This window comes from Sorangium sp. So ce1014 (genome assembly GCF_051521505.1).
Taxonomy (GTDB): Bacteria; Myxococcota_A; Polyangia; order Polyangiales; family Polyangiaceae; genus Sorangium.
The window spans coordinates 3,186,301-3,211,747 of record NZ_CP150356.1 but is presented as its reverse complement, the minus strand read 5'-3'; the positions used below and the strand labels follow the sequence as shown (position 1 = coordinate 3,211,747).

Below are 25,447 nucleotides of genomic sequence, written 5' to 3'. Positions count from 1 at the left end.
GGCCGGGCGGGGTGGGGCAGCGCCCTGGCGTGGGCGGCGGCGGCGCTCACCAGTCGGTCGGCATGTAGTCTTTGAGGAACTGGCCGTAGAGGTGCTGGCCGCTCAGGAGCCCGGAGAAGATGGGGTCGCAGATGCGGGCGGCGCCGTCGACGATGTCGAGCGGCGGGTGGAAGCCGTGCTCCTCCAGCTTGCGGGCGGCGAGCGTCGCGGGGTCCTCGTCCGTGACCCACCCGGTATCGACGCTGTTCATGAAGATGCCGTCCTTCGCGTAGTCGGGCGCGGAGGTGCGCGTCATCATGTTGAGCGCGGCTTTCGCCATGTTGGTGTGAGGGTGCCTGTCCGTCTTGTAACGACGGTAGAACTGCCCCTCCATCGCGGAGACGTTGACGATGTGCCTGTCGAACGTCGGGTGTCGCACCATGAGCGGCTTCAGCCGGGAATTCAGCACGAAGGGGGCGACCGCGTTGACGAGCTGGACCTCGAGCAGCTCGACGGTCGGGACCTCGGCGAGGGTCAGCCGCCAGCTGTTCATCGTGCGGAGATCGACCTGCTGGAGATCCGCGTCGTAACGGCCTCTGGGGAAGAGCACGCCGTCGAGGGGCTCGTCGCCGGGGCCGGGGATCTGGGAGAGCAGCGCCGGCTCGCGAAGGCCGGCGGCGGGGTCGCCGCCGGCGACGAGGGGGAGCTCGCCGCGCTCGCGGAGCGCGTCGTAAGCCCGGAGCGACGGCTGCGCGACCTCCGGGAGGGCGTGGACGGGCGCGGTCTCGCCCTCGATGAGGTGACCGTAGAAGCCCGGCGGGCGCCGGACGGTCTGGCAGGCGTTGTTGATGATGAAATCGAGCCGGTCGAGCGTGTGGAGGAGGTGCCGCGTGAAGCGTTCGACGCTCGGCGTGTGGCGGAGATCGAGGCCGTAGATCGAGAGCCGCGAGGCCCAGCCGTCGAAGTCGCGCTCGGACGCGAAGCGGCGGGCGGCGTCGTGCGGGAAGCGGGTCGTGACGATCACCCGCGCGCCGGCGCGGAGCAGCAGGATCGCCGCCTGATAGCCGATCTTGACGCGGGCGCCGGTGACCAGCGCGACGCGGCCGTCGAGCGGGGCCGTCTGGCTGCGCTTGCGGTAGTTGAAGTCGCCGCAGGGGCCGCACATCGCATCGTAGAAGAAGTGCAGCTTGCGGAACTCGACCTTGCAGACATAGCACTTGCGCGGCTTCGCGAGCTCCGGCGCGCCGCGCTCGCCCGGCGGCGCGGGCTCCTCCGCGGGGGGCAGCTCCTGCACGAGGGGCGGCGGCAGCGCGGGGGCGGCGGGCGCGGGGGGCATGGCCAGCGACGGGGCGTCCGGCGTGCGGAACACCGGCTCACGGCGGGCGGCGCGGATGCCGACCGCGTCGAGGAGCGCGGTGTCCGCAGACCGCTGAGCGCGCCGCTCGCTCTTGCGGAACGCCCTGGCGAGCTCGCGCTGCTCGGCGCGCTCGGGGCGCGAGACGCGGCCGGCGGCGAGGAGGAGCCGGCGGCGGTCCTCCGCGCTGATCGAGGCGAGCTGCGCGCGGTCGTCGACAAGGGACTCGAGCACCCGCAGGCAGGCGTCGAGATCGGCAGCGGTGAACGGCCCGCCTGCGCCGGCGGCTTCGCTCTCGGAGCTCATCGAAGCGGCGGTGCATAGCATGCGGGCGCGCAGGCGCGAACCGGCGGCCGAGCGGCCACGGGGGACCGCACCGGCGAGAGCCCGGGCGCGCGGAGGGTCAGCGCTGGTAAGGGCAAGGCTCGCCGCCCTCGCCGGCCTCGACGGGAGCGCCCGTCGCGGCGTCGACGGTGAGCGTGGTCGGGAACTCCTGGCCGCCCGGTCCCCGCGACGCCTCGGCGACCGAGAGGGAGAGGGCGTTGCCGGAGCGCTTGAACGCTCCCTTGCGCTGGACGATGCCCGACCAGACGCACGCCACCTTCGGTGGACAGGGCGAGACGCGATCCTCTGCGGTGAAGCTGCCGCCCTTCGCGAAGGCGAGCACGCGCTCGTATTTGCGGGGGCCGCACGCCGCGGACCTCCACGTGCCGAGCAGCGGGTCGTCGCCGCCGGGCCCCGGGGCCGCGGTCGGCGCCGTCGTGGTCGGCGCCTGCGTCGTCGGTCCTTGCGCGGTCGGCGCCTGCGTCGTCGGCGCCTGCGTCGTCGGTCCTTGCGCGGTCGGCGCCTGCGTCGTCGGCGGCTCGGAGGGCTCCGCGGGCGAGGCCGGTGGATGCGGCTCGGGCGCCGGCTCTCGCGGGCTGTTGACGGTGCACGCAGCGAGCGACGTGAGCAGCGCGGCGAGGGGAAGGATGACCGTTCGCATCATGGCCGCTCATCCCATGGAGGCTCAACCCTCGCAAGCCGGCGACGTGACCTGCACATGACGCCGGACGCGCGACGAGCCCCGGCGAGGCGCGCGCTCCCCCCCTTGCTCGCGCTACCCCAGCAGCGCGAGCAGGTCGTCCCGCGTCAGCGAGACCGCCCTGTCCGCCTCGCCCAGCGCGGCGCCCGCGATCGCGCGCTTCCGATCCTGCAGCGCGAGGATCCCCTCCTCCACCGTGTCCTTCGCGACGAGCCGGTGGACCAGCACAGGGCGGTGCTGCCCGATGCGGTGGGCCCGATCGGCCGCCTGATCCTCGACCGCCGGGTTCCACCAGGGATCGAGCAGGAAGACGTGATCCGCCGCGGTCAGGTTCAGGCCGGTGCCGCCCGCCTTGAGCGAGATGAGCATCACCGGCGGGCCGCCCGGCGACTGGAACGCGTTGACCACCCCGGCGCGGTCGCGCGTCGAGCCGTCCAGGCGGTTCCACGGGATCCCGGCCTCGGTGAGGTGCGGCTCGACGAGGTCGAGCAGCGAGGTCCACTGCGAGAAGACGAGCGCCTTGTGGCCGCCCGCCACGCACTCCTCCAGCGCCGCGAGCAGCCGCATCACCTTGGAGGAAGGCGCGCTCCGCAACGCCGCCGCCGCCGCCGCGTCGGCGGGGCCGGCGCTCGACCCCGGGATCAGCGCCGGGTGGCAGGCCGCCTGGCGCAGGCGGAGCAGCGCCTCCAGCGCCGCCATGACGCTCGCCCCCTGCGCGAGCCGCTCCACCACGTCCTTGCGCGTCGCCGCGCGCACCGCCTCGTAGAGCTCGCGCTCGGGCTCCTCGAGCTCGCAGTAGAGCACCATCTCCGAGCGCGGCGGCAGCTCGGGCGCCACCTCGCGCTTCATGCGCCGCAGCACGAAGGGGCGGATCTTCTGCCGCAGCTCTGCCGCCGCGCCGGCCGCGCCCTCGGCGATCGGCCGGCCGTAGCGCTCCTGGAAGGCGCCGCGCCCGCCGAGCAGGCCGCGGTTCGTGAAGTGGAGCAGGCTCCAGAGCTCCTCGAGCCGGTTCTCGACCGGCGTGCCGCTCAGCGCCACGCGCAGCTCGGCGCGGAGCGCGAACGCCGCCCGCGCCGCCTGGCTGTCGGGGTTCTTGATCGCCTGCGCCTCGTCCAGCACCACGATGTCCCACGCCTGCGCCGCGAGCAGCTCGACGTCGTTGCGGAGCACGGCGTACGTCGTCAGCGTGACGTCGGCCGCGGGATCGAGCGCGCGCCGCGCGCCGTGGTAGATCGCGAACCGGAGGCCGGGGCGGAACCGCCGGATCTCGTCGGCCCAGTTGTGCACGACGCTGCGCGGGCACACGACGAGCGTCCGACCGCGCACCGCGCAGAGCGTCTGCAGCGTCTTGCCGAGCCCCATGTCGTCGGCGAGCACCGCCCCGAGGCCGGCGTCGCGCAGGAACGACAGCCAGTCGACGCCGCGGCGCTGGTAGGGGCGCAGCGTCGCGGTCAGGTCGGCCGGCAGCGGCGCCTCCGGGAGCGACGCGAAGCCGTCGAGCAGCGGCATCAGCTTGTCGAAGCCGGACGGGCGCGGGTACTCGATCTCGTCGCACAGGGCGGCCAGCGCCGGGAGCGCCGCCGGCGGCACCTCCTTGTCGTCGCGCCGCGCCGCGAGCAGGTCGGCGACGCGCGCGCCGTACTTCTCGAGCCACGCCGCGGGCAGCGGCGCCCACCCGCCGCCGAGCAGCGGCACGAGCGGCAGGCCGTCCTGCCACGCCCGGATCACGGCCGCGGCGTCCGCGCGCTTCGGTGGCGCGCCGGCGGCATCGCCCTCCTCGCGCCCCGTCGAGAGCTCGAACTCGACGTCGAAGGCGCGGTCGTCGACGACGAAGCGCGGCACGAGCTCGGCCTTGCCGAAGAGCTCGCCGCGCGCCTCGGCGAAGGCGCGGGCGTCCCACGCCTCGAGGCGCGAGGCGAAGCGGATCGCCTCGGCGCCGTCGAAGTCGACCCGGCGGCCCGGGATGAGGTGCAGCTCGTCGCGCAGCCGGATGAGCAGCACGCGCTCCGCGGCCTCGTCGCGGACGGGCACGGGGCCGGACAGGTGCACGAGCCGGCCGTGCTCGATGCGCGCCTCGGGCGGGTCGCCGTACACGAGGCTGGGCACGACCGACAGCGTGTGATCCTTCTGGCTGAGCTCGAGGAGGATCCGCGGGCGGGAGGCGCCGCCCGCGCGGGGCAGGCGCTGGCTCTGGACGGTGATCGGGACGCGCTTGGTCAGCTCCGGCAGGACCTCGGTCACGAGCTTGCCGAGGTCGCCCCGCGAGAAGACGCGCCGGAGCGGCAGCCGATCGAGCTTCGGGCCGGTGAGGTCCATCTCCCGGAGCAGGTGCAGCGTGCCTCCGCACCGGACGACGCCCGACGCGATCACCTCGCCGATGCGCGGGTCCCGCTCCACGACGAGCGCCACGCCGTCGTCGTGATCGCGCACCGTCGCGCGGGGGCCGATCGCCTCGCTGGAGATGCGGACGGGCGCGCCGTCGAGCTCCACGTCGGCGACGCCGGCCAGCGCGGCAAAGAGCTCGGGCTGGCGATCCGAGGGGAAGTAGCCGTGCTGCTTGGTGCCCACGAGCCGATCGACCGCGAGGTCCTCGTGCGTCGGATAGAGCTCGGGCAACCTCGGCCCCGGCCGCTCGGCCCCCACCGGCGCCCTGACGGCGCGCCCGGCGAGGCTGGCGAGCGAGATCCGGAGCGGCTCCTCGGCGCCGTTCGCGTGGACGATCATCCGCTCGAGGGCGAGCACGAGGCCCTTGCGCCGGAGCCGGTACCGCAGCCGCGCCGCCGGAGAGGGCACGGCCGCGGCGCCGCCCTGCGCGGCCGGCTGGCCGGGCGCGGCTGGCTGGCCTTGCGCCGCCGGCTGGCCTTGCGCCGCCGGCTGGCCCTGCGCCGCCGGTTGCGCGAGCGCGATGACCGCCGCGGCGGCGTGGGCGCAGGGGTCGACCTTCCCGCCGCAGTCGCACGTCCACTCGGCGTCCGCGGGGTAGAGGGTGACGGTGGGCGCGACGGGCTGGCCGGCGGCCTTGACGCGGACCACGACGGAATCGCCGCGGTCCTCCCGGCCGAAGGCGGCGCCCTCGCGGGCGAGCTTCACGCCCTGGGACCAGAGGCCCGGAAGACAGGCTTTTCTGATGGCTTCGAGAAGACCCTGCACAGCGACTCCAGACGCCGACGACCTGCCCTGGCGGAACGCGCGCACGCGCGCTCGCCGGGGACCGGCGCCACTTCTTGAGAATGTACACAGGAAGACGGAGAGGACGGGAAGAGGCTCGGGCGTCTTTTTCCGCCGCCTCGTCTTCCAGATTCCAGGAGCTTGCCCTGCAAGGGCGGGGCGCTGCTGTAGCAGGAATTCGCACTGCGCGTGGCTTGACGCGACGGGCTCTACCGGCGCGTCAGGTGCTCGCGGTAGCGCGTCGTGAGCTCCATCCAGCGCAGGGTGAGGATCGGCTCGCGCTCGAGCCGGTCCTGCCAGCTGCGATCGACGGCCTTCCACAGGTCCCGGTCCGCGATGCCGTGGCGCAGCAGCGCCCGATCGAACGACGACGCCAGCCCGACCGACGACTCGGCGCAGAGGGCCGCGTACTGCTGCAGGCTGAGCGAGGGCAGCGCGCTCCGCTTGCTGGGCACGTCCTGCTCCGAGGCCGGCTCGCGGGCCGCGAGGCCCGACGGCGCGGGCGCGGCCGGCGCCGTGCTGGCCGTGCCGGGCTCGCCGGGCGACCGCCGGAGGGTGACCCCCGACCCCGCGTTGCCGCCGTCGAGCTCGATCAGCTCGGTCTCGTTCGGGGGCTTGATCGAGGGCAGCGGCATGGCCCGCGGCACCGCGACGGGCTCGGCGGCCTCGCCCTCCGAGGGGTAGCCCTTCCCGTTCGACAGGGGGACGATTGCGGACAGCGGCGGCGAGGCCGCGCGCCTCGGGGGTACGGACGACTCGCCCCCCCGGGCGCCCCGCCGCGAGCCGGGGCGCTCGCCGTCGGGCGCCGCGAACGACAGCACCGGGCCGGCGTCGGTGATCTCCATCTGCAGGACGATCTCGCCGTCCTTTCCGCGGACGATCAGCCGATCGCCCGCCACGGCCGCCTCCATCTCGTAGCACCGACCCGACGAGAGCAGGACGATCGCGGACGGGACCGGCGCGCCGCACGCCGCCCCCCGCGAGCCGATTTCTTCCTGAGGACGGGGCGCCGCCTGATGCAGCGCGGGCTCGGTATCCGGTGGATCCCCACTCATCAGGATGCAGAGCCTAACGCAGCAAGCGCGCGCTCCGCGAGCGCTTTCAGCCGCCGCCCGGCAGCGATCGGACGCTAGGCAACGAGGGGGAGCGCGGCTCTCCGCCCGGGAACCGGAAGGCGCGGCGCACCGCGTGCCGGCCACCAACGACGTCGTTGCGTGTGTTTGCGCGTGTTTGCGCGTGTTTGCGCGTGTTTGTGCGAGGTCGCGCGCGGCCGCTGAGAGCTTACGTGATGCGATGAACCTTCATTTCACAAAACGCGTCGCTGCGCCCAGCCACCCCGCGCAGCTGACAAAAACTGCCCACCTTCACGAACACGTAGAATTCGCCAGCCGGCTCCGTAATGCGTCCCGCAGCGTCATTCCTCGCATTACCCGGATCGATTTCGCCTGGAACCTCCGGATCTGTAGTAAGTCGAGGGCTGCGAGCTTCGCCCCAGAAGGAGGTCTCATGAAGAGGACCGATCTCGCGCTTGCGCTGCTGTTCACCGCGTGCCTCGTAGGTTGCGAGATGCTCGGCGGCACGACTCACCAGACGTGCGCGGAACAATGCAGAACGGCGCTCGACCCCGACGCGTGCATAGTGAAATGCGGCACATGCGCCGGCCTGTGTGTCAACCCGGCTCCAGAGGGCTTCGACGGCCCTGCGTTGCTCTGGGTGGGCAGGACGGTGGATGAGCCACAGTGCCCTGCCAACGCCCCGAGCACGGTGTACGTGGGACACAAGAGCCCTGATATCCCCTTCGCGTGCGACCCATGTCGGTGCAGCGAGCCAGCGTGTGCCCTGTCCGACGACCTCAGGACGGCCGCCTCGCTGAGGTGCGATGGAGCGGAGCTGGGGCAGCAGGACGCCCGGGACATCCTGAGCGGCACCTGCGTGGTGCCCAGCGAGGCTCTGGCGAGCGATCGCAAGTCGCTCCTGCTGGGCTCGCCCCGGATGAGCTCGTGCGAGCCCAGCATCGAGCCCCCTCCGGTGCCGCTCCTCGTCTCGCGTTGGTATCGCTCCGGAAAAGCCTGCGCGGGCACCCTCCCGGAAGATACCTGCATCTCTCCGAAGACGTGCGTTCCGGCCGCGGAGGAGGAGCAGCAGCAGAACTTCTCGCAGTGCATCATGCATCTCGGCGAGGGCGAGGTGACCTGCCCGCAGGACTATCCGGAGAATGTCGTCCTCTACAACAGCCTGAGAGACGAGCGCCGCTGCACGCCGTGTGCGTGCGACCCCCCCGAGGGTGGCGCGTGCTCTCTGATACTCCTTTCCTTCCGGGACGAGGCGTGCAGCGAGGTGCTCACCGCCGGCGTGGCGTCGAGCAAGAACGCGGGCTGCCTCACGCCGGTCCCCGGGGTCCAGCCCAAGAGCATGAAGGCGGTCTGGCACGTCAACAACCCCGGCCGCTGCGAGCCGCGAGGCGGGGAGGTGGACGGCGAGATCATCCTCACCGGTCCGACCACGTTTTGCTGCCAGACACGTCCGGACGAGAACAAGTGACGGCTGACCCCCCTCGCCAAGGACGCGTCGTCGGTGCCGCCCCGGGCGCGACCCGGGCTCCCCCTGAACCAGGGTCGGGCACAACCAGACCCGATGGCACGGCGAGAAGATCCTGAGTGCGGGGTTCGACTGACCTGACAAAAATTCTCTCGATAGAGAGAAATAAACAAACCAGAACGCAATGGGTCACCGAGCGATCTGACACGCGCACAAAAGCCTTTACGTGCGCTCCAAAGTCAGTATCTACAGGATCACAACGTGGGAGCGGCGACGTCAGCCCGCCTCCGCCACGCGGCAGAGGTGCACTGTCCCACGGGCGCCGGAGACGTTAGGGAGGGGGGGCACATGTCGGGGTGGTGCGTCCGGATGGGAGGCAGCGGGGTGCTTCGGGTCGAGGTGTTCCCTCCGCGCGATGCGGCACAGATCCCGCCCTAGCCGGGACGCCGATGCTACGCGCCGGTTGCGCCGCCATGGTCGCTGTCTTCCTGGCAACGACCCCGGTGCATGCCGATACGCCTCGGTCTGAATCGCGACGGGAGACGCAGGAGGGAGACGACATGTTGCGAGGCGAGATCTCCGCGTCGCCGCTGCTCGCGGTGGGCCTCCTGCCCGCGCTCGCCGGAGGGGCCTCATTCGCCACGACGTTCCGCTGGCCCAGCCTGTCGATCGCCGTCGAGGCGCGCATGCTCACCGCCCTGACGGATGCCTTTGCGGACGGCGTCGTGGTCCACGCGAGCCTGGCGATGCCGACGCTCGACATCTGCGGCCATCGCGGGGTCCTGTCGGTGTGCGCCGTCTTCGATGCCGGCGAGCTGCAGATCACGAGCGACCCCGGCGTCGGCATTCAGGCACGAAAGCCCTGGGTCAGCTCGATCGGGCTGCGGGCCGCCGGGGACTGGCGCTTCTCCGAGCAGCTGTCGTTGCGCGGGTTCGCCGAGCTGCACACGAACCACAGCCGCCCGTCGCTCTGGGTGAACGGCAGAGAGGTATGGCGGGTCCCACCGCTCTCCGGGGTGATCGGGTTGGGGCTCGTGCTCCCCGTGGACGCCTTCTAGCAGAGACACCCTGGTCGCTCCTCGATGGGGCGCGGCCGATTCGTCGTCGGCACTGGACTGAACGAACGGTCATCACCCGCGATGAGCACCATGTCAGCAGCTTCATCAGGAAACACCGGGGCCAGGGCGGCGACGCCGGGGCGACCGAGGGGCCGGGGGCCCGCGTGGCTCGTCGCGGCGGCCGCGGTCCTGCTCGCGCCCTGGCGCGCCGGCGCCGCGCCGCCCCGCGCCGCGGTGCAGCTCGAGTACCGGCGCGCGCCGGGGACCGAGCGCTGTCCGGACGAGGGGCTCTTGCGCGAGGAGATGGCCAGGCAGCTCGGCTACGACCCGGTGGAGCCCGATGCGGATTTGCAGGCCAAGGCGCTTGTTTTTCGCGGGCCGGGCAGGGAGGTGCACGCCGCCATGGAGCTCCACGACGCCGAGGGCTCCATCACGTGGTCGCGGCACCTTGTCGCCTACAACGACGACTGCAGGGAGCTTGTCATGAACATGGCGCTCTCGCTCCGGGTCGCGCTCGATCCGAGCCTGAACGTGCAGCCCGCGCCCGCCCCGCTCCCCGAGCCCGCGCGTCCGGCCGAGGCTGCGGCCAGCGCGCCCGTGCAGCCCGCGTGGCCCAGGATCAGCGTCGGCCTCGCCGGCGTCGTGGTGTTCGGGAACCTGCCGGACACGACCGCCGGGACGGCGCTCCACGTCGCGCTCCGCTATCCGTCCTTCTCGCTCGGCCTCGAAGGCAACGTCCATTGGCCCAGCACGGCCCAGGTCGACGGGGACAAGCTCGTCTCGACCTGGTTCGCGGCGGCGAACGCGATCCCGTGCTCCCAGATCCGTCGCCTCTTCGCCTGCGCCTTCGTGTCGATCGGGGTCGTGAAGAGCTCCGGCATCCACATCGAGCTCGTCAACACGCCGTCGCTCTGGCTCGCCACGGGGCCGCGCGTCGGCGTCGAGATGCCGCTCTCCGATCGGATCAGCGTGCAGCTCTATGGCGATCTCGTGCTCCGACTCACGGAGCTCCGCATCGAGAGCCTGTCAAGGGTCCTCTGGACCCCGCGGGCGCCCGGCGGGCTCGTCGGTCTCCGGGTGGACGTGAACCTGAGCCCGCGGCGCGATGCGCCCGCGCGGCGCGTTCCCCCTGCTCGGGGCACGGGGGCGCCGCATTGACCAGCTTCGCGACGGCGACGTCGCCGCGCTCGAGGGGGAAAAGAAATGGGGTCACCGTCACGCAAGAGCACGTCCGTGGAGCCATCCCACGCCATCATGCTGAACATCGCCGAGGAACATTTCTCGTTCATCGCCCGCTACCTCGCCCGCCTCGGGGTGCGCGCGCAGGACATCGAGGATGTCGCCCAGGAGGTGCTCGCCGGCGCCTACCGCGCGCTGCCGCGGTTCGATGCGAGCCGGGGCAGCGTGCGGTCCTGGCTCATGGGGATCGCGACCCACCAGGCGTCGAATCATTTCCGGCGGGCTCACCGCCGTCGCGAGCGTCTCCGACCGTTCGACGATCTCGCGGAGCTGCCCGACGCCACCCCCGACTCCGAGCAGCGCGCCATCGCGAGGGACCGGCGCTGCGTGCTCGACCAGCTGCTCGAGGAGCTGCCGATGGAGCGCCGCTGCGTGTTCGTCGCCCACGAGCTCGAGGAGATCGAGATGGCCGAGATCGCCCAGCAGCTCTCGATTCCCCTGAGCACCGCGTGGAGCCGGCACCGGCTCGCCTGGGTCGACCTCGAGGCGGCGAGGCGTCGCTGGCAGGCGCGTCATCGCGGCCGCGGGCTCGCGCTCATCCCCTTCAGCGCCGGCGCGCTCGTCCAGGAGGCGCGCGCGGGTCGCGAGGTCGCGCGCTCGCTGCTCGCGCGGATCTACCGCGCAGCGCGCCGCGCGCTCTCGCCGCAGCGGCTCGCCGGCGGCTCGGCCTCGCGCTCCGGCGCGGCCGGCGCGCTCCACGCCGCCGCGGCCGTCGCGGTCCCGCTGGCCGCCGCCGCCGCGGTCGTCGCGATCGCGCTCGGCGCGCTGCGCGCCGCCTCGTCCCCGGCCTCCGCCGGCGAGCGCGCCGCGACCTCCCCCACCCTGGCCGCCATCGCGGCGCCGCAGGCGCAGTCCGCCGCTGTCGCGCCGCAGGCCTCCGCGCCGCCGCCGTCCGCGGGCGCCGCGCCGCCTCCGCCCGGCGCAACTGCCGCGGCGGACGCTTCACGGGACCGCGGAAGCGCGGGCGCCCCGGGCGCTGTCGTCGGGCTCTCGCCAGCGAGCAGCGCAGCGCTCGCCGGCAGGAAGGCCGCGATCCGTCCGGCCGGCGGCGCTGCCGTGCCCGCCGCGAGGCGGGCCGTTGCATCGAGCGACGAGGAGATCGCCGCGGAGCGCGCCCTCATCGACGGCGCGATCACGGCGTTCTCGAAGGGCCGTTACGCCGAGGCGAACCGCCACCTCATCGAGCACCGGCGGCGTTTCCCTGCGGGCCGCCTCACCGCCGAGAGGAACGCGGCGCTGCGCGCGCTCCGCGCCAGAGCCACAGCCGTTTCAACCTCGCCGGCGCTCCAGCGCGATGCTCCGACGAGAATGAATTGAACCGCCAAGCCGCCAGGCCGCCGAGAAAAGAGATCTCCGGGTCGTCCTGCCGTCCTCGGCGCCATGCCGATTCCCTTCCTCCTGTCCGCCACTCCACATGCGGCCCGGCGCTTCCCGAGCTGCCGAGCTGTGCTCTCCCGTCCATGGCGCTTCGGGGTGCGCACAGGAGATCATTTTTGAGAGGAGGATGGCTTTTTTTGAGATGGGGGATCGGGTCCTCCTAATTAAGCGAGCATGGGACAATTGAACCACACGCTCGCTCCGTCGATGCCGCTGGACAGACAGCGCGCCTTTGTCCGGCTCTTTCGGGGGAAGACCTACGACTCCGTATGGAATTGGCTGAAGCGGCTCGGGGTCCCACGCCGCGACCGGCGCGACATCCTCCAGGATGTCTTCCTCGCCGGATACCAGAGCTTCCCCACCTACGATCCGCTCCGCGCGCGGCCGGAGAGGTGGCTCAACAGGATCACGGTCCACGTGGCCGCCCACTACCGCGACCGGGCACACCACCGGCGCGAGGAGCTCTCCTCCGGCCGGGCCCCGCGGCGCGTCGCCGACGAGCGCCCGAACGCCGAGGAGCAGATCGACGCGGAGCAGACGCGCTCGCTCATCCTGTCGCGGCTCGGGTCGCTGCAGACGGAAGAGCAGCGGATCCTCATCGAGCACGACATCGAGGGCGTGCCGATGGCGACGGTCGCCGAGCAGCACGGGATCCCGCTGTCGACGGCGTACAAGTGGCGCACGCGCGCGATCGCCTCGCTGCGCGCGCTGATCGAGGAGCCCCGCGCCGAGCACAAGCGAAAGCGACCGCCGCGACCGGCGGGGAGCGACGCCGGGGAGCCCGCCCCGCGGCCGGCGAAGGCCGCACGGCCGGCGAAGACCGCGCGACGGGGGACGGCCGAGCGAGCCGCCCGCGCGACCGCCGCGAGCACGAAGCAGCCGTCGGTTCCCTGCCGCATTCCCCCGCGCAGCGCCCTGCTCCCCCGGCGCTCGGACGCCGAGCAGGCGCGCCCGCCCGCGAGCGCATGAGCCGCGAAGGCCGCCGGCGCCGCCGGAGGCGCGCCCGCGCCGGCCCGCAACCGCGCGCCCCGGACGCCCCTGCCGCGCTCGAGCACCCGCGAGACAAATCTTCAAGCCGATCGGAATTGTTCGGTGCCGATCAGTCCCGGTCAGCACCGGCCGGCACCGAATTGATCGGAACGGACCGGAGCCGATCCGGACCGAGAAAGCGCTTCCGTCCCACGCGTGGGTAGTCGGGGCATATCGCATCGCGCTATGCTGGAACCTCAACGATGTACTACTCGACCGACGACCTTCGTATTGCAGGGCTCAGGCCCCTGATCCCCCCCGCGATCCTCATCGAAGAGATCCCCGTCAGCCCCGCCGCTTCCGAGACGGTGGCGTTCACGCGCAGGGCCGCCGAGCGCGTGATCTCGGGCGAGGACGACCGGATCATCGTGGTGGTGGGCCCTTGCTCCATCCATGACCCCAAGGCCGCCCTGGAGTACGCGGCGCGGCTCCGCGAGGCGCGCGACCGGCTGAGCGACGACCTTGTCGTGATCATGCGCGTGTACTTCGAGAAGCCGCGCACCACGGTCGGCTGGAAGGGGCTGATCAACGACCCCGACCTCGACGGGAGCTTCTCGATCAACAAGGGGCTCCGCGTCGCCCGAGGGCTGCTCCGCGACATCGCCGAGCTCGACCTCGCGAGCGCGACCGAGTTCCTTGACACGATCTCGCCGCAGTTCATCGCCGATTTCATCTCCTGGGGCGCGATCGGCGCGCGCACGACGGAGAGCCAGGTCCACCGCGAGCTCGCCTCCGGCCTCTCCTGCCCCGTGGGCTTCAAGAACAGCACGGAGGGCGACGTCCAGATCGCGGTCGACGCCGTGCGGGCCGCGCGCGAGGCGCACCATTTCCTGTCCGTCACGAAGCAGGGCATCTCGGCGATCGTGGCGACGCGCGGCAACCCGGCGTGCCACGTGATCCTGCGCGGCTCGCAGCGCGGGCCCAACTACGCGCCCGAGCACGTCCGCGATGCGGCCGAACGCCTGACCAAGGCGGGCCTGCCGCACCGGCTGATGGTCGACTGCAGCCACGGCAACAGCCAGAAGGACCCGGCCCGCCAGCGGATCGTGGCCGAGAGCCTGGCCGACCAGCTGCGCTCCGGCTCGCGCGACCTCCTCGGCGTCATGATCGAGAGCCACCTCGTCGGCGGCCGGCAGGACCTCGCGCCGGGCAAGCTCCCCACCTACGGCCAGAGCATCACCGACGCCTGCCTCGGCTGGAACGACACGTTGCCGGTCCTCGAGCTCCTCGCACAGGGGGTGCGGGACCGGCGGGCCAGCAAGGCGGCGTGACCCCGCCGCGCCCAGCGCCGCCCGGCGCGCGCGCTTGTTCCTCTCAAATAATTCCATCTTGAGCGCAATTTTCGGCTAGCGGCGCGGCTCCGGCTGTCCGCCGGGCCGCGTCCGCTGCGCGCTCCGCGCCGCTGCCGCGCCGGCGGGCGACGCGCTATGTCCCCGGAGCCCCTCGGAGGGAGACGTCATCCTCTCGGAAATCCTCATCATCCTGGCCCTCGTGCTCGTGAACGGCTTCTTTTCGGGCGCCGAGATCGCGGTGGTCACGATCCGCAAGACGCGGCTCGACCAGCTCGTGCAGTCGGGGAGCGCCCGTGCGCGCGCGGTGAAGCGCCTGCGGGGCAACCCGGAGCGCTTCCTCGCCACCGTGCAGATCGGCATCACCATCGTCGGCGCGACCGCGAGCGCCTTCGGCGGGTCGACCCTGGCGAAGGACCTCGCGCCGGTGCTCCGCGCCGTGCCGTGGATCGGGGACGCGGCCGACGAGCTCGCGCTCGCCGCGGTGGTCGCGCTCGTCTCCTTCCTCTCGCTCGTCCTCGGCGAGCTCGTCCCGAAGTCGCTCGCGCTCCGCAGCGCCGAGCGGTACGCGCTGCTCGTCGGCGCGCCGCTCCGCGGGCTGTCGTCGCTCGCCCGCCCGCTCGTGTGGCTGCTCACGGCGAGCTCGAACCTGGTGCTGAGGCTCTTCGGCGATCGAACGAACTTCGTCGAGGCGCGCATCTCGCCCGAGGAGATCCAGCAGATCGTCGACGACGCCGCCGAGGCGGGCTCGGTCGACAAGCGCGCCGGCGAGATCGCCTCCCGCGCCCTCGATTTCGCCGGGCTCACCGCGCTCCAGGTGATGCTCCCCCGCCTCCGCGTCGTGGCGCTCCCGCGCGAGACGACCGCCGAGGAGGCCCGGCGCATCGTGCTGGAGCACGGCCACACGCGGATGCCGGTCTACGAGGGATCGAACGACAACGTGATCGGCTACGTCACGATGCCGGAGCTGCTCGCGCTCCTCTGGGGCGACGGGGAGTTCTCGCTGGAGAGCATCCTGCGCCCGGCCTATTTCGTCGTCGCGTCGATCCCGGCGGTCGACCTCCTCGCCGAGATGAAGCGGCGCCGGCTCCAGCTCGCCGTCGTCGTGGACGAGCAAGGCGGCATGATCGGCATCGTCACGATGGAGGACCTCGTCGAGGAGCTCGTCGGCGAGATCTTCGCCGAGAACGAGGCGCACCCGCCCCCCGCCGAGACGATCCGGCGCGAGCCGGACGGGTCGGCGCTCGTGCCCGGCGACATGCCGGTCCACGACCTCAACCGGCAGCTCGAGATCGAGCTGCCGGACGACGTGCGCTGGTCCACGGTCGCGGGCCTCTGCATGGGGCTCGCCCGGCGCATCCCCGCGCCCGGCGACGTCCTCAGGACCCCGGGCGGGGTAGAGCTCCACATCGTCGACGCGAGCCCCCGGCAGATCCGCACGGTGCGGGTCCGCATCCCGCCCCCGGCGCCGGTCGAGCCCGAGGACGAGGAGCTGCGCGGCGCGGGCTGAGCGAGCGCGGCCCGCCTTGCTCGGGCGCGCTCTCCCGCTCGATGTTCCCGCGCAAACACCTCGCCTCGAATGCCCGGTGCGAAATGCCCCGCTGCGGCGAGGCGCCGCGGAGACACGCCGCTCGCCCGGCCCGCCGCCGCCGTGAAACCCGGTACGCGCATTGCTTCGCAGGTCCAAGGATCGTCGAGCAGGCATCGAGAGATCTCATGACCAAGCGACCCGGCCGCACCGCCAGGCGCGCGCGGTCGTCGGCTTCTCCCGCGCAGTGACGCGCCGCTCGCGCGCATCCAGCAGGAGCCAGACACCATGAAGTGGTCATTCAGGGTCGCCCGGGTCGCCGGTATCGACGTCAACGTGCACGCGACCTTCGGCCTCATCGTCGCCGTCGGGGCGCTCCAGTGGAGCGACCGCCACGGCGCCCGGGGTGCGCTGTTCGGCGCCGCGCTGATGCTGGCGCTCTTCGCCTGCGTGGCCCTGCACGAGCTCGGTCACAGCCTCGTGGCCAGGCGCTTCGGGCTGACCGTGCGCGAGATCCTGCTCCTCCCCATCGGCGGCGTCGCGATGTTCGCGGGTCGCCCGCGGAAGCCGCTCCACGAGCTGCTCATCGCGCTCGCCGGCCCCGCCGTGAACGTCGTCCTCGCCGCCGTCCTCCTGGTCGTGACCGGCGCGCTCGGCGTCCTCTCGGAGCTCCCCTCGCTCGGGGCGGGGGCGAGCCCCTCGCTGCAGACGGCGCTCCTCTGGCTCCTCGGCGCCAACGTGGCGCTTGCGGTCTTCAACATGATCCCGGCGCTGCCCCTCGACGGCGGGCGCGTGCTCCGGGCGGGCCTCTCGATGGCCATCGGCCCCGCGCGCGCGACGGCCGCGGCCGCCGCGATCGGGCAGGTCCTCGCCGTCGCCCTGTTCGCCGTCGCCGTGCTCTCGGGCCACCTCGTGCTCGCCTTCATCTCGGTGCTCGTGTTCTTCGGCGCCACCCAGGAGCGGGCCACGGAGCGCGCGAGGTCGATCCTCGGCGGCGTCTCCGTCGGGCGGGCCTACAACCGCCGGGCGATCGCGCTGTCGCCCTGCGACCGCGTGAGCGACGCCGCCGAGCACATCCTCACGACGTACCAGACCGACTTCGCCGTCCTGCTCGAGGGGCAGCCGATCGGCGCCCTGACGCGGGCCGACGTGGTCCGCGCGCTCGGCGAGGGCGCGGGCAACGCCTATGTCGCCGGGGTCATGCGGCGCGACGTCGCCCGCGTGAGCGCGGACCGCTCGCTCGACGAGGTCATGCACCTCATGTCCGAGAAGAGCACCCCTGTGGTCGCGGTGTACGACGGTGAACGATACCTGGGTCTCATCAGCCAGGACGACATCGCCGAGGCGCTCACGCTGCTGCAATTCCTGCCGGCCTCGCGCCTGGGCGGCGCCGCGTCGCCGGCAGCGCCGCGCACGCAATTTACGTGACGCCCTGACGCCGCGACGCCGCGACGCCGTGACGCCGTGACGCCGGCCTGAGGCGAGCGAGGCCGTCGCGACGCGGCGCGCGCCGGCGAGATCCGCGCGCGGGATGAGGCTGCAAGCATTGACAGCCTGGAAGGCCATCAGCGTATCCTCCCCGCTAGCTCCTCGTTCGACCCCCCGTCGCCGGCATCTCTGCCGAGGGAAGGCTCATGAAAAAGGTCAAATCGCGCTTCAGGCTCGCGCCGACGTACACCCTGCTCTGGCTCGTCGCGGCGGCGCTCGCCTCCGTGGCGTCGTGCTCGGACGGCGGCCCTTCCACGGCCCAGTGCGTCGCTCCGGAGACGGAGTGCGACGGCATCTGCATCAACACGAGCACAAGCTCGAGCCACTGCGGCGCGTGCGGCACGGTGTGCGCGAGCGGGCAGACCTGCAGCGCGGGCGCGTGCGTCTCGGCGTGCGAGGGCGGCCAGACGGCGTGCGGCGACGCCTGCGTCGACCTCGCGAACGACGAGGCGCACTGCGGCAGCTGTAGCGAGGCCTGCGCGGAGGGGCAGACCTGCCAGGACGGCGCCTGCCAGGCGGACGGATGCGCCGGGGGGCGCACCGACTGCGACGGCGAGTGCGTCAACACCGCGTCCGACCCGGAGAACTGCGGCGCGTGCGGCGCCACGTGCGAGGAGGGGGAGTCCTGCGAGGCCGGCGCCTGCCAGGCCGGCGGGTGCTCCGACGGGCTCACCGACTGCGGCGGGGCCTGCGTCGACGTCGGCAGCAGCGAGTCGCACTGCGGCACCTGCGGGACCGAGTGCAACGACGACCAGACGTGCGTGGACGGCGCGTGCCAGGGCGGCTGCGGCTCCGGGCTCACGACCTGCGGCGACGCCTGCGTCGACGTCCAGACCGACACCGACAACTGCGGCGCCTGCGGGACCGAGTGCAACGCCACGCAGGTCTGCCAGGCCGGGATGTGCGCGTGCACGGTGGGCCCGGGCCATGACCTCGGCGACGCCGTGCCGCAGTTCGTGAACGCCACGACGGCCGGCCTGCCGAACTCGTACGCCCCCTCGTGCGTGTCCGCGAGCTCGAGCGAGCGCATCTATTCGTTCACCGCCGCGACCGCGGGCGTCTACTCCTTCGACACGAGCAACTCCGGTTACCAGGTCGTCCTCGCCCTGCTCGACGCCACGGGCTGCTCCGAGCTCGCCTGCAACGCCGACCCGAGCGCGATCGTCACGGCCGACCTGGCCATGGGCCAGACCGTCTACATCGTGGTCGACGGCGCGGACGGCCAGGCGGGCACGTTCGAGCTGCACGTGACGCGGGCGAGCGCGCCGAGCTGCCCGGCGGGCACGCTCGCCCCCTCGGTGCCGCAGACGATCACCGGCAGCACGGTCGGCCGGCCCAACAGCGTGCGGCCGACCGCGTCCACGTGGTGCCGCGACGCGAGCGCGCCCGACGCGGGGTACGCGTTCACGGCGCCCGTCTCCGGCGACTACGTCTTCGATACGTACGGGTCCGCGTTCGACACGGTGCTCCACGTGCGCGACGCCACGTGCCGGGGGACGCAGCTCGCGTGCAGCGACGACACGGTGGTCGAGCAGTCCGAGGTCACGGTGACGCTCACCGCGGGCCAGACGGTCGTGATCGTGGTGGACGGGTCAAAGGACGCCAACTCGGGCGCGTTCACGCTCAACGTCCAGCGGGCCGTCCCGCCGCCGGTGTGCGACGGCTCGGGCGAGTGCGGGGATGGGAGCTCGGGGTGCGTCCGGTGCGCGGTCGAGGGCAACTGCGCCGACGAGATCGCGGCCTGCACCGACACCCTCGAGTGCATCCAATTCGTGGACTGCCTTGTCACGTGCGGCACGGCCGCCTGCAAGGCGGCCTGCATCGAGGCAGACCCGGCCAGCGCCGCGCTGTACGACACGTACACCGCATGCATCTTCTGCTCCGAGTGCCCGAACGACTGCAGCGGCGAGGTCGTCACCTGCCCGTGAGCGGCGGCGCGAAATAGAACGATCTCGGTGGCCGTGGTAGGAGCGCGTCGATGCGGCGCATCCTCCTCCACGGCCATTTCTGGACGATCGCTCCGTGGCTCAAGCATCAGCTGCGGGCCCCGCCGCTCCCCCCGTCTTCCCCCGTCTCGGTGCACGTCGACGAATCGCCTGCCGGGCCCGTCCGGTTGCTCGGCAGGGTGCGCCACCGGGAAGGCGCGACCTCGATCCTCGTCGTCGTGCACGGCCTCGGCGGCACGCTGGAGAGCCACTACGTGGTCGAGGCCGCTGCGCAGGCCGAGCGCGCCGGCCTCGCGTGCCTGCGCATCAACCTGCGCGGCGCGGGGGGCGACGGGGCCGATCTCTACCACGCCGGCCTGTTCTCGGATCTGCACGCCGCCGTCGCGTCGCCCGAGCTCGAGCGGTACGAGCGCGTGCTCCTCCTCGGCTACTCGCTCGGCGGGCACATCGCGCTCCGGTATGCCGCGTCCGGCGCGCTCGACGCGCGCGTGCGCGCCGTGGCCGCCATCTGTCCGCCGCTCGATCTCGAGCAGGCCGTCGCGGCGATCGACCAGCCGGAGCGGTGGATGTACCGCTGGCATGTGCTGTCGGCGCTGAAGGCGATGTACAGCGCCGTCGCGTCCCGCCGCGCCATGCCCCTGCCCGTCGGGGAGGCGCTCGCGATCCGCACGATCCGCGAATGGGATCGGCGCATCATGACGCCGCGGTTCGGTTACCGGAGCGCGGAGGCGTATTATGCGATCGAGAGCGTCGCCCCGCGCCTCCGCGACCTCGCCGTTCCGTCGCTGATCGTCGCGACGGAGGCCGACCCGATGGTGCCGCTCGACACGGTGCGACCGGCGATCGAGGCCTACCCGCGCTCACCGCTGCTCGACGTCCAGTGGCTCCGGTTCGGCGGGCACGTGGGCTTCCCGCAGACGCTGAGCCTCGGGTTCGGGGCCGCGCCGGGCCTCGAGGCCCAGGTCATCCACTGGCTGGAGAGCCACTGACGCGCGAGCGCGCGTCCCGCCGCGCCGCGCCGCGCCACGCCGCCGCGCGCGGCGACCGCGTCACGCCGGCGGCGCGACGGGCTTCAGCGCATACACGTCGACGTCCACGCCCGGGCTGTAGAGCACGTGCGGGGCCCCCTGGGGGGCGGGCAAGCCGGCCGCGGCCACGACGCTCTCCTCGACGTGGCTCACCTCGGCCCGGTGGAGCGGATAGGGCGCGTGATGCACCTGCCCGACCTTGAGCGCGCCCCGGCCCGCGGCGAACAGCAGGTAACGCTCTACAAGAAAGTGCTCGAACGTCCCCGGCGCCGCCGCGCCCCCGTCGATCGCCGCGCCGACGCGATAGCGCGCCTCGAAGCGCGCGGGCACCGGGCCGGGCCAGCGCCGCTCGCTGCGATAATGGACCTCGCCGTCCCTCGATTCGAGCGCCATCGAGGCGTGGTGATAGGGCAGGTGCCAGCCGGCGCGGGCCACGAGGACCGCGAGGGCCTTGGCCGCGTCCAGGCTGAAGAACCACACGCCCGGGTCGCGCCCCTCCCGGTGCACGTAGGTGCGGACGTTGAGCTCGTGGAAGTTCGAGATCCCCGGCACGCTCGGCGACCACCAGGGGCTGACGTCGCGCATGGTGAAGGCGACGACGCCGACGTAGGCCCTGCCCTCGAACGTGTCGATCTCGAGCGCCGGCGGCACGACGACGCGGAGCGCGTCGACCGGCGTCTCCCAGTGGAGGAAGAGCAGATCCCTCCAGCGCTGGAAGCCCGCCGGGCGGCCAGCTGGGCGGAGCGTGGGGGCGAGTCGGTCCATGGCGCTCGCAGCGTAGGACAGCGCCGCGGAAAGATCTCCTCTCGCGGCGGGCGATGGCCTGGGGATATCCTGCACCCGGAAGCCGACGGGAAGCCGACGGGAAGCGGACGAAGAGCGGACGAAGACGGAGCGGAGGCAGGATGAAGAAGCTCATCAATGCGCCGGACGATCTGGTCGGCGAGGCGCTCGAGGGCATGGCGCTGGCCCACGCCGAGCTCCTCCGGGTGAACGCCGCGCCGCTCTTCGTCACGCGCGCGGAGGCGAAGGGCAAGGGCAAGGTCGCCCTCCTCTCGGGCGGGGGCAGCGGTCACGAGCCGCTGCACGCCGGGTTCGTCGGGCGCGGCATGCTCGACGCCGCCTGCCCCGGCGCCGTGTTCACGAGCCCGACGCCCGACCCGATCTTCGAGGCGACGCGGGCCGTCGACGCCGGCGCCGGCGTGCTCCACATCATCAAGAACTACACCGGCGACGTCATGAACTTCGAGATGGCCGCCGAGCTCGCGCGCGAGGCCGGGCTCCAGGTCGAGGGCGTGATCGTGAACGACGACGTGGCGGTCGAGGACAGCCTCTACACGGCCGGACGGCGCGGCGTCGGGACCACCGTCCTCGCCGAGAAGATCTGCGGCGGCGCCGCCGAGGCCGGTCGCCCGCTCGGCGAGGTGGCGGCGCTGTGCCGGCGGGTGAACGCGCACGGCCGCAGCATGGGGATCGCGCTCTCCGCATGCACGGTGCCGCACGCCGGCAAGCCCTCGTTCGAGCTCGGCCCGGGCGAGATGGAGGTCGGCATCGGCATCCACGGCGAGCCCGGCCGGCGGCGGGCCCCGCTGGAGCCGGCGGACCGCGTGGCCGAGATCCTGATGCAGCCGATCCTCGACGACCTGCCGTTCAAGCCGGGCGACGACGTGCTCCTGTTCGTCAACGGCATGGGCGGGACGCCGCTCATCGAGCTCTACGTCGTTTACCGCAAGGCCCACGCGATCGCGCGCGAGCGCGGCCTCACGGTCGCGCGCAGCCTCGTCGGGTCGTACATCACGTCGCTGGAGATGGCCGGCGTGTCGGCGACCGTCCTCCGGCTCGACGAGGAGATGGTCCGCTGGTGGGACGCGCCGGTGCACACGCCGGCGCTCCGCTGGGGGGCCTGAGCCATGCAGACCCTGAGCGGCGAGCACATCGCGGCCTGGATCGAGAGCGCGGCCGAGGTCATGGAGCGCGAGAAGATGTTCCTGACCGAGCTCGACGCGCCGATCGGCGACAGCGACCACGGGACCAACATGGCGCGCGGCTTCGCGGCGGTGCGCGCCCGGCTCGGCGGCCTCGATCGCGGCGACGTCGGCGCGATCCTCAGGGAGGTCGGGATGACGTTGCTGTCGACCGTCGGCGGGGCGAGCGGGCCGCTCTACGGCACGCTGTTCCGCGACGCGGGCCAGAGGGCGGCCGGCGCCGCGGCGCTCGACCTCGCGGCCCTGGCGGGCTGCCTCGAGGCGGGCCTCGACGGCGTGAAGCGCCGGGGCAAGGCGTCGCCCGGCGACAAGACCATGGTCGACGCGCTCGGCCCTGCGGTCGACGCGCTCAAGGCCGCGCTGAGCGCGCCGGGCGCGGCGGACGGGCCGCTCGGGGACGCGCTCGGCCGCGCCGCCGAGGCGGCGCGGGCCGGGGCCGAGGCGACCGTGCCGCTCGTCGCCCGCAAGGGCCGGGCGAGCTACCTCGGCGAGCGGAGCGCTGGGCACCAGGACCCCGGCGCCACGTCGTGCTGGCTCTTGCTGCGGAGCCTGGCCGCGACGGCAGGCGCATGAGCGGGGCGGCGGGCCGCGTCGGGCTCGTCCTGGTCTCGCACAGCCGCGCGCTCGCCGAGGCCACCGAGACGCTGGCGCGCCAGATGACCGGCGAGTCGGTCGCCATCGCGTGCGCGGCGGGCACGGGCGACGGCGGCGCCGAGCTCGGCACCGACGCGACCGCCATCGCCGCCGCGATCGAGCGCGTCTGCGGGCCGGCCGGCGCCGTCGTGCTGATGGACCTCGGCAGCGCGATCCTGAGCGCCGAGACGGCGCTCGAGCTCGTCGACCCGGAGCTCGGCTCGCGCACGCGCCTCACCGGCGGGCCGATCGTGGAAGGCGCGGTCGCCGCCGCCGTGCGGGCGGCGGCGGGCGGCACGCTCGATCAGGTCGCCGCCGACGCGCGGCAGGCGCTCGAGCCGAAGGCCGCGCAGCTCGGCGAGGCCGAGGGCGCCGCGACCGTGACGGCGGCAGCTGCGACCGCCGCCGTCGCTCCGGCCGTGACGGCCGACGTCGCGATCGCCGATCCGAGCGGCCTGCACGCCCGCCCGGCCGCGCAGCTCATCGCGCGCGCGGCGAAGCTCGACGCGGCGATCACCCTGGAGAACGTGACCGCCGGCCGCGGCCCGGTGGCGACCTCGAGCCTGATCGCGCTCGCCTCGCTCGGGGTGCGCCGCGGCGACGTGCTGCGCGTGCGCGCGACCGGGCGGCAGGCGGCCGAAGCGGTAGAGGCGCTGGCGGCGCTCGTGCGGCGCGAGGCGCCGGCGGGCGCGGCGGCGGCGTCCGCGGCCTCCGGCCTCGCCATCCCCGTCGCGCCGGGCGTCGCGCTCGGGCCCCTCGTGCGGCTCGTGCGGTCGACCCCGGAGGTCCCCGAGACCACGGTCGACGATCCCGCGGCCGAGGCCGAGCGGCTGCGGCGGGCGCTCGAGATCGCGGCGCAGGACCTCGGCAGCGCGCTCCGCGGCAGCGACATCCTCGACGCGCACCAGGCGCTGCTCTGCGACCCGGCCCTCGTCGGCGCGGCCCTCACGCGCATCGAGCGGGAGCGCCGCAACGCCGCCTGGGCCTTCCGTCTGGCCATCGAGGCCGCGGCCGCGATCTACCGGCAGCTCGACGACCCCTACCTGCGGGCGCGCGAGGCGGACGTGCACGACGTGGGCGACGCGGTGGTGCGCGCCCTGCTCGGCGGCGCCGCGGCCACGGTGCCCGACGGGCCGCCGGCGATCGTCGTGGCCGACGACCTCACGCCGTCGGAGGCCGCGCGGCTCGACGCGGCGCGCGTGCTCGGGGTCATCGACCGGCGCGGCGGTCCCACGTCGCACGCCGCCATCCTGCTGCGCGGCGCCGGCATCCCCGCGGTCGCGGGGGCGGCGGCGCTGGTGCCCGAGGCCGGCGGCGCGCGCGCCGGCCTGGATGGCGCGACCGGCGAGGTGTGGCTCGACCCCGATCCCGGGACCACGGTCGAGATCGAGCGGCGGCAGGCGGCCCTCCGGGCGTCGCGGCGGCCTCCGGGCGCCCGCGACGGCCGCGTGCGCCTCGCCTGCGGTCGCGAGGTCGAGCTGTGGGCGAACGTGGCCGGCCCCTCGGACGCGCGCGCCGCGCGCGAGGCCGGGGCCCTCGGCATCGGGCTGCTGCGCACCGAGATGCCGTTCCTGGGGCGCGTGGACGAGCCCGACGAGGACGAGCAGGCGGAGCGGCTCGCGGAGATCTTCGCGGTGTTCGCCGGCGCGCCGATCGTGGTCCGCACGCTCGACGCGGGCGGCGACAAGGCGCTGCCCTACCTCGAGCTCGACGCCGAGGCGAACCCCAGCCTGGGCGTCCGCGGCGTCCGCCTCTCCCTCGCGCGGCCGGCGCTGCTCGAGGCGCAGCTCCGCGCGATCCTCGTCGCCGGGCGCGGCCACGACGTCCGCGTCCTGGTCCCGATGGTCTCGACCGCCGCGGAGGTGGGCGCGGTGCGCGCCGCGCTGGAGCGCGCGCACGAGGCGCTCTCGGCCGCGGGCAGGCCGCACCTCTGGCCCGTGGCCACGGGCATCATGGTCGAGGTCCCGTCGGCGGCGCTGATGGCCGAGCGCCTCGCGCGGCAGGCCGACTTCTTCAGCATCGGGACCAACGATCTGACGCAGCACACGCTGGCGGCCGAGCGCGGTCATCCGCGGCTGCATGCGCTCGCGGATCCGGCGCACCCGGCGGTGCTGCGGCTCGTGCGCGCGGTGGTGGAGGCGGGGCACGCCTCGGGGCGTCCCGTCTCGGTGTGCGGCGAGGCCGCCGGCGATCCCGGCGTCGCGCCGCTCCTTGTCGGCCTCGGGATCACCCGGCTCAGCATGTGCTCCTCCGCGTTCGACGCGGTGGAGGATGCGCTCGCCGGGGCCTCGTTCGCCGAGCTCGCCGCCGTGGCCGAGGACGCGCTCGCGGTCGACGACGCGGCGGCGGCCCGCGCCGCCCGCGCGGCGGCGCGACGTCCGGGCTGACGGCCGGCGGGGTGGAGGCCGGATTTGAACATGAAGGCGGGGAGGCGCGAAGAAAAGATCAATGATCTTCCTGCCTTCCCGCCTTCATGTGAATCACTCCGGGGCCCATAGGGCCACCGCCGGCGGGGCGGGGGCGGGGCGGGGGCGGGGCGGCCAGACGTCTGAGCACGCACCGCCGGATACCGGGCCAAGTACCGCCGGATACCGGGCCAAGTACCGCCGGATACCGGGCCAAGTACCGCCCGATGCCTGGCCAAGTACCGCCGGATACCGGGCCAAGTACCGCCGGATGCCTGGCCAAGTACCGCCGGATGCCTGGCCAAGTACCGCCGGATGCCTGGCCAAGTACCGCCGGATGCCTGGCCAAGTACCGCCGGATGCCTGACCAGCCCGGCGC

18 protein-coding genes are annotated in these 25,447 nt (G+C 73.5%); 13 read left to right on the top strand and 5 right to left on the bottom strand.

Features of this window, described 5'->3' with window-relative positions; genetic code table 11:
- Positions 1 to 46: 46 nt before the first annotated feature.
- The 4 genes from WME75_RS12380 to WME75_RS12365 all read right to left on the bottom strand — a co-directional run bounded on the left by WME75_RS12380 (position 47) and on the right by WME75_RS12365 (position 6,580).
- A complete protein-coding gene (locus tag WME75_RS12380) occupies positions 47 to 1,660 on the bottom strand; it encodes an SDR family NAD(P)-dependent oxidoreductase (RefSeq protein ID WP_437490039.1) in 1,614 nt (537 codons plus the stop codon).
- Between the two features lie 76 nt (positions 1,661 to 1,736).
- On the bottom strand, positions 1,737 to 2,321 hold the full coding sequence (locus tag WME75_RS12375) for a hypothetical protein (protein WP_437490038.1): 585 nt from the start codon (positions 2,319 to 2,321) through the stop codon (positions 1,737 to 1,739).
- 111 nt (positions 2,322 to 2,432) lie between these two features.
- Entirely contained in the window at positions 2,433 to 5,507 is a 3,075-nt protein-coding gene (locus tag WME75_RS12370) for a DEAD/DEAH box helicase (protein WP_437490037.1), read from the bottom strand.
- A gap of 227 nt (positions 5,508 to 5,734) precedes the next feature.
- The gene (locus WME75_RS12365; protein ID WP_437490036.1) at positions 5,735 to 6,580 is read right to left on the bottom strand and encodes a hypothetical protein; all 846 of its coding nucleotides are present in this window, start codon (positions 6,578 to 6,580) and stop codon (positions 5,735 to 5,737) included.
- A 451-nt stretch (positions 6,581 to 7,031) separates the two neighbouring features.
- Between WME75_RS12365 and WME75_RS12360 the strand changes: the two genes are divergently transcribed.
- The 10 genes from WME75_RS12360 to WME75_RS12315 all read left to right on the top strand — a co-directional run bounded on the left by WME75_RS12360 (position 7,032) and on the right by WME75_RS12315 (position 20,006).
- Entirely contained in the window at positions 7,032 to 8,066 is a 1,035-nt protein-coding gene (locus WME75_RS12360; RefSeq protein WP_437490035.1) for a hypothetical protein, read from the top strand.
- Positions 8,067 to 8,623: 557 nt separating this feature from the next.
- Positions 8,624 to 9,121, top strand: coding sequence for a hypothetical protein (locus WME75_RS12355; protein WP_437490034.1), 498 nt, complete (start codon positions 8,624 to 8,626; stop codon positions 9,119 to 9,121).
- A 90-nt stretch (positions 9,122 to 9,211) separates the two neighbouring features.
- Complete coding sequence (locus tag WME75_RS12350; protein WP_437490033.1) at positions 9,212 to 10,279, top strand: hypothetical protein; 1,068 nt, start codon at positions 9,212 to 9,214, stop codon at positions 10,277 to 10,279.
- A gap of 45 nt (positions 10,280 to 10,324) precedes the next feature.
- Entirely contained in the window at positions 10,325 to 11,677 is a 1,353-nt protein-coding gene (locus WME75_RS12345) for an RNA polymerase sigma factor (protein ID WP_437490032.1), read from the top strand.
- 234 nt (positions 11,678 to 11,911) lie between these two features.
- Positions 11,912 to 12,706, top strand: a complete 795-nt coding sequence (locus WME75_RS12340) for an RNA polymerase sigma factor (protein WP_437490031.1) — start codon at positions 11,912 to 11,914, stop codon at positions 12,704 to 12,706.
- Positions 12,707 to 12,969: 263 nt separating this feature from the next.
- Positions 12,970 to 14,037, top strand: a complete 1,068-nt coding sequence (locus WME75_RS12335) for a 3-deoxy-7-phosphoheptulonate synthase (protein ID WP_437490030.1) — start codon at positions 12,970 to 12,972, stop codon at positions 14,035 to 14,037.
- 220 nt (positions 14,038 to 14,257) lie between these two features.
- Positions 14,258 to 15,565 (top strand): hemolysin family protein, encoded by a 1,308-nt coding sequence (locus WME75_RS12330; RefSeq protein WP_437490029.1) that lies wholly within the window; start codon positions 14,258 to 14,260, stop codon positions 15,563 to 15,565.
- 306 nt (positions 15,566 to 15,871) lie between these two features.
- Complete coding sequence (locus WME75_RS12325) at positions 15,872 to 17,011, top strand: site-2 protease family protein (protein WP_437490028.1); 1,140 nt, start codon at positions 15,872 to 15,874, stop codon at positions 17,009 to 17,011.
- Positions 17,012 to 17,217: 206 nt separating this feature from the next.
- Positions 17,218 to 18,999 (top strand): MXAN_6577-like cysteine-rich protein, encoded by a 1,782-nt coding sequence (locus tag WME75_RS12320; protein ID WP_437490027.1) that lies wholly within the window; start codon positions 17,218 to 17,220, stop codon positions 18,997 to 18,999.
- 50 nt (positions 19,000 to 19,049) lie between these two features.
- Positions 19,050 to 20,006, top strand: a complete 957-nt coding sequence (locus WME75_RS12315; RefSeq protein ID WP_437490026.1) for an alpha/beta fold hydrolase — start codon at positions 19,050 to 19,052, stop codon at positions 20,004 to 20,006.
- Between the two features lie 60 nt (positions 20,007 to 20,066).
- On the opposite strand, the gene WME75_RS12310 is transcribed toward WME75_RS12315, so the two are convergent.
- Positions 20,067 to 20,810: a YqjF family protein gene (locus tag WME75_RS12310; RefSeq protein ID WP_437490025.1), complete on the bottom strand. Its 744-nt coding sequence runs from the start codon at positions 20,808 to 20,810 to the stop codon at positions 20,067 to 20,069.
- Between the two features lie 140 nt (positions 20,811 to 20,950).
- On the opposite strand from WME75_RS12310, the gene dhaK reads away from it, so the two are divergent.
- Genes dhaK through ptsP form a run of 3 tightly spaced genes read left to right on the top strand, consistent with a single transcriptional unit; the run spans position 20,951 to position 25,050 of the window.
- Positions 20,951 to 21,952 carry a dihydroxyacetone kinase subunit DhaK gene (gene dhaK / locus WME75_RS12305; RefSeq protein ID WP_437490024.1) on the top strand — a complete coding sequence of 334 codons (1,002 nt, stop codon included), beginning with the start codon at positions 20,951 to 20,953 and terminating at the stop codon, positions 21,950 to 21,952.
- A 3-nt stretch (positions 21,953 to 21,955) separates the two neighbouring features.
- Positions 21,956 to 22,603 carry a dihydroxyacetone kinase subunit DhaL gene (gene dhaL, locus WME75_RS12300; RefSeq protein ID WP_437490023.1) on the top strand — a complete coding sequence of 216 codons (648 nt, stop codon included), beginning with the start codon at positions 21,956 to 21,958 and terminating at the stop codon, positions 22,601 to 22,603.
- The gene (gene ptsP / locus WME75_RS12295; protein ID WP_437490022.1) at positions 22,600 to 25,050 is read left to right on the top strand and encodes a phosphoenolpyruvate--protein phosphotransferase; all 2,451 of its coding nucleotides are present in this window, start codon (positions 22,600 to 22,602) and stop codon (positions 25,048 to 25,050) included. Before dhaL ends, ptsP begins: the two co-directional genes overlap by 4 nt.
- Positions 25,051 to 25,447 lie beyond the last annotated feature (397 nt).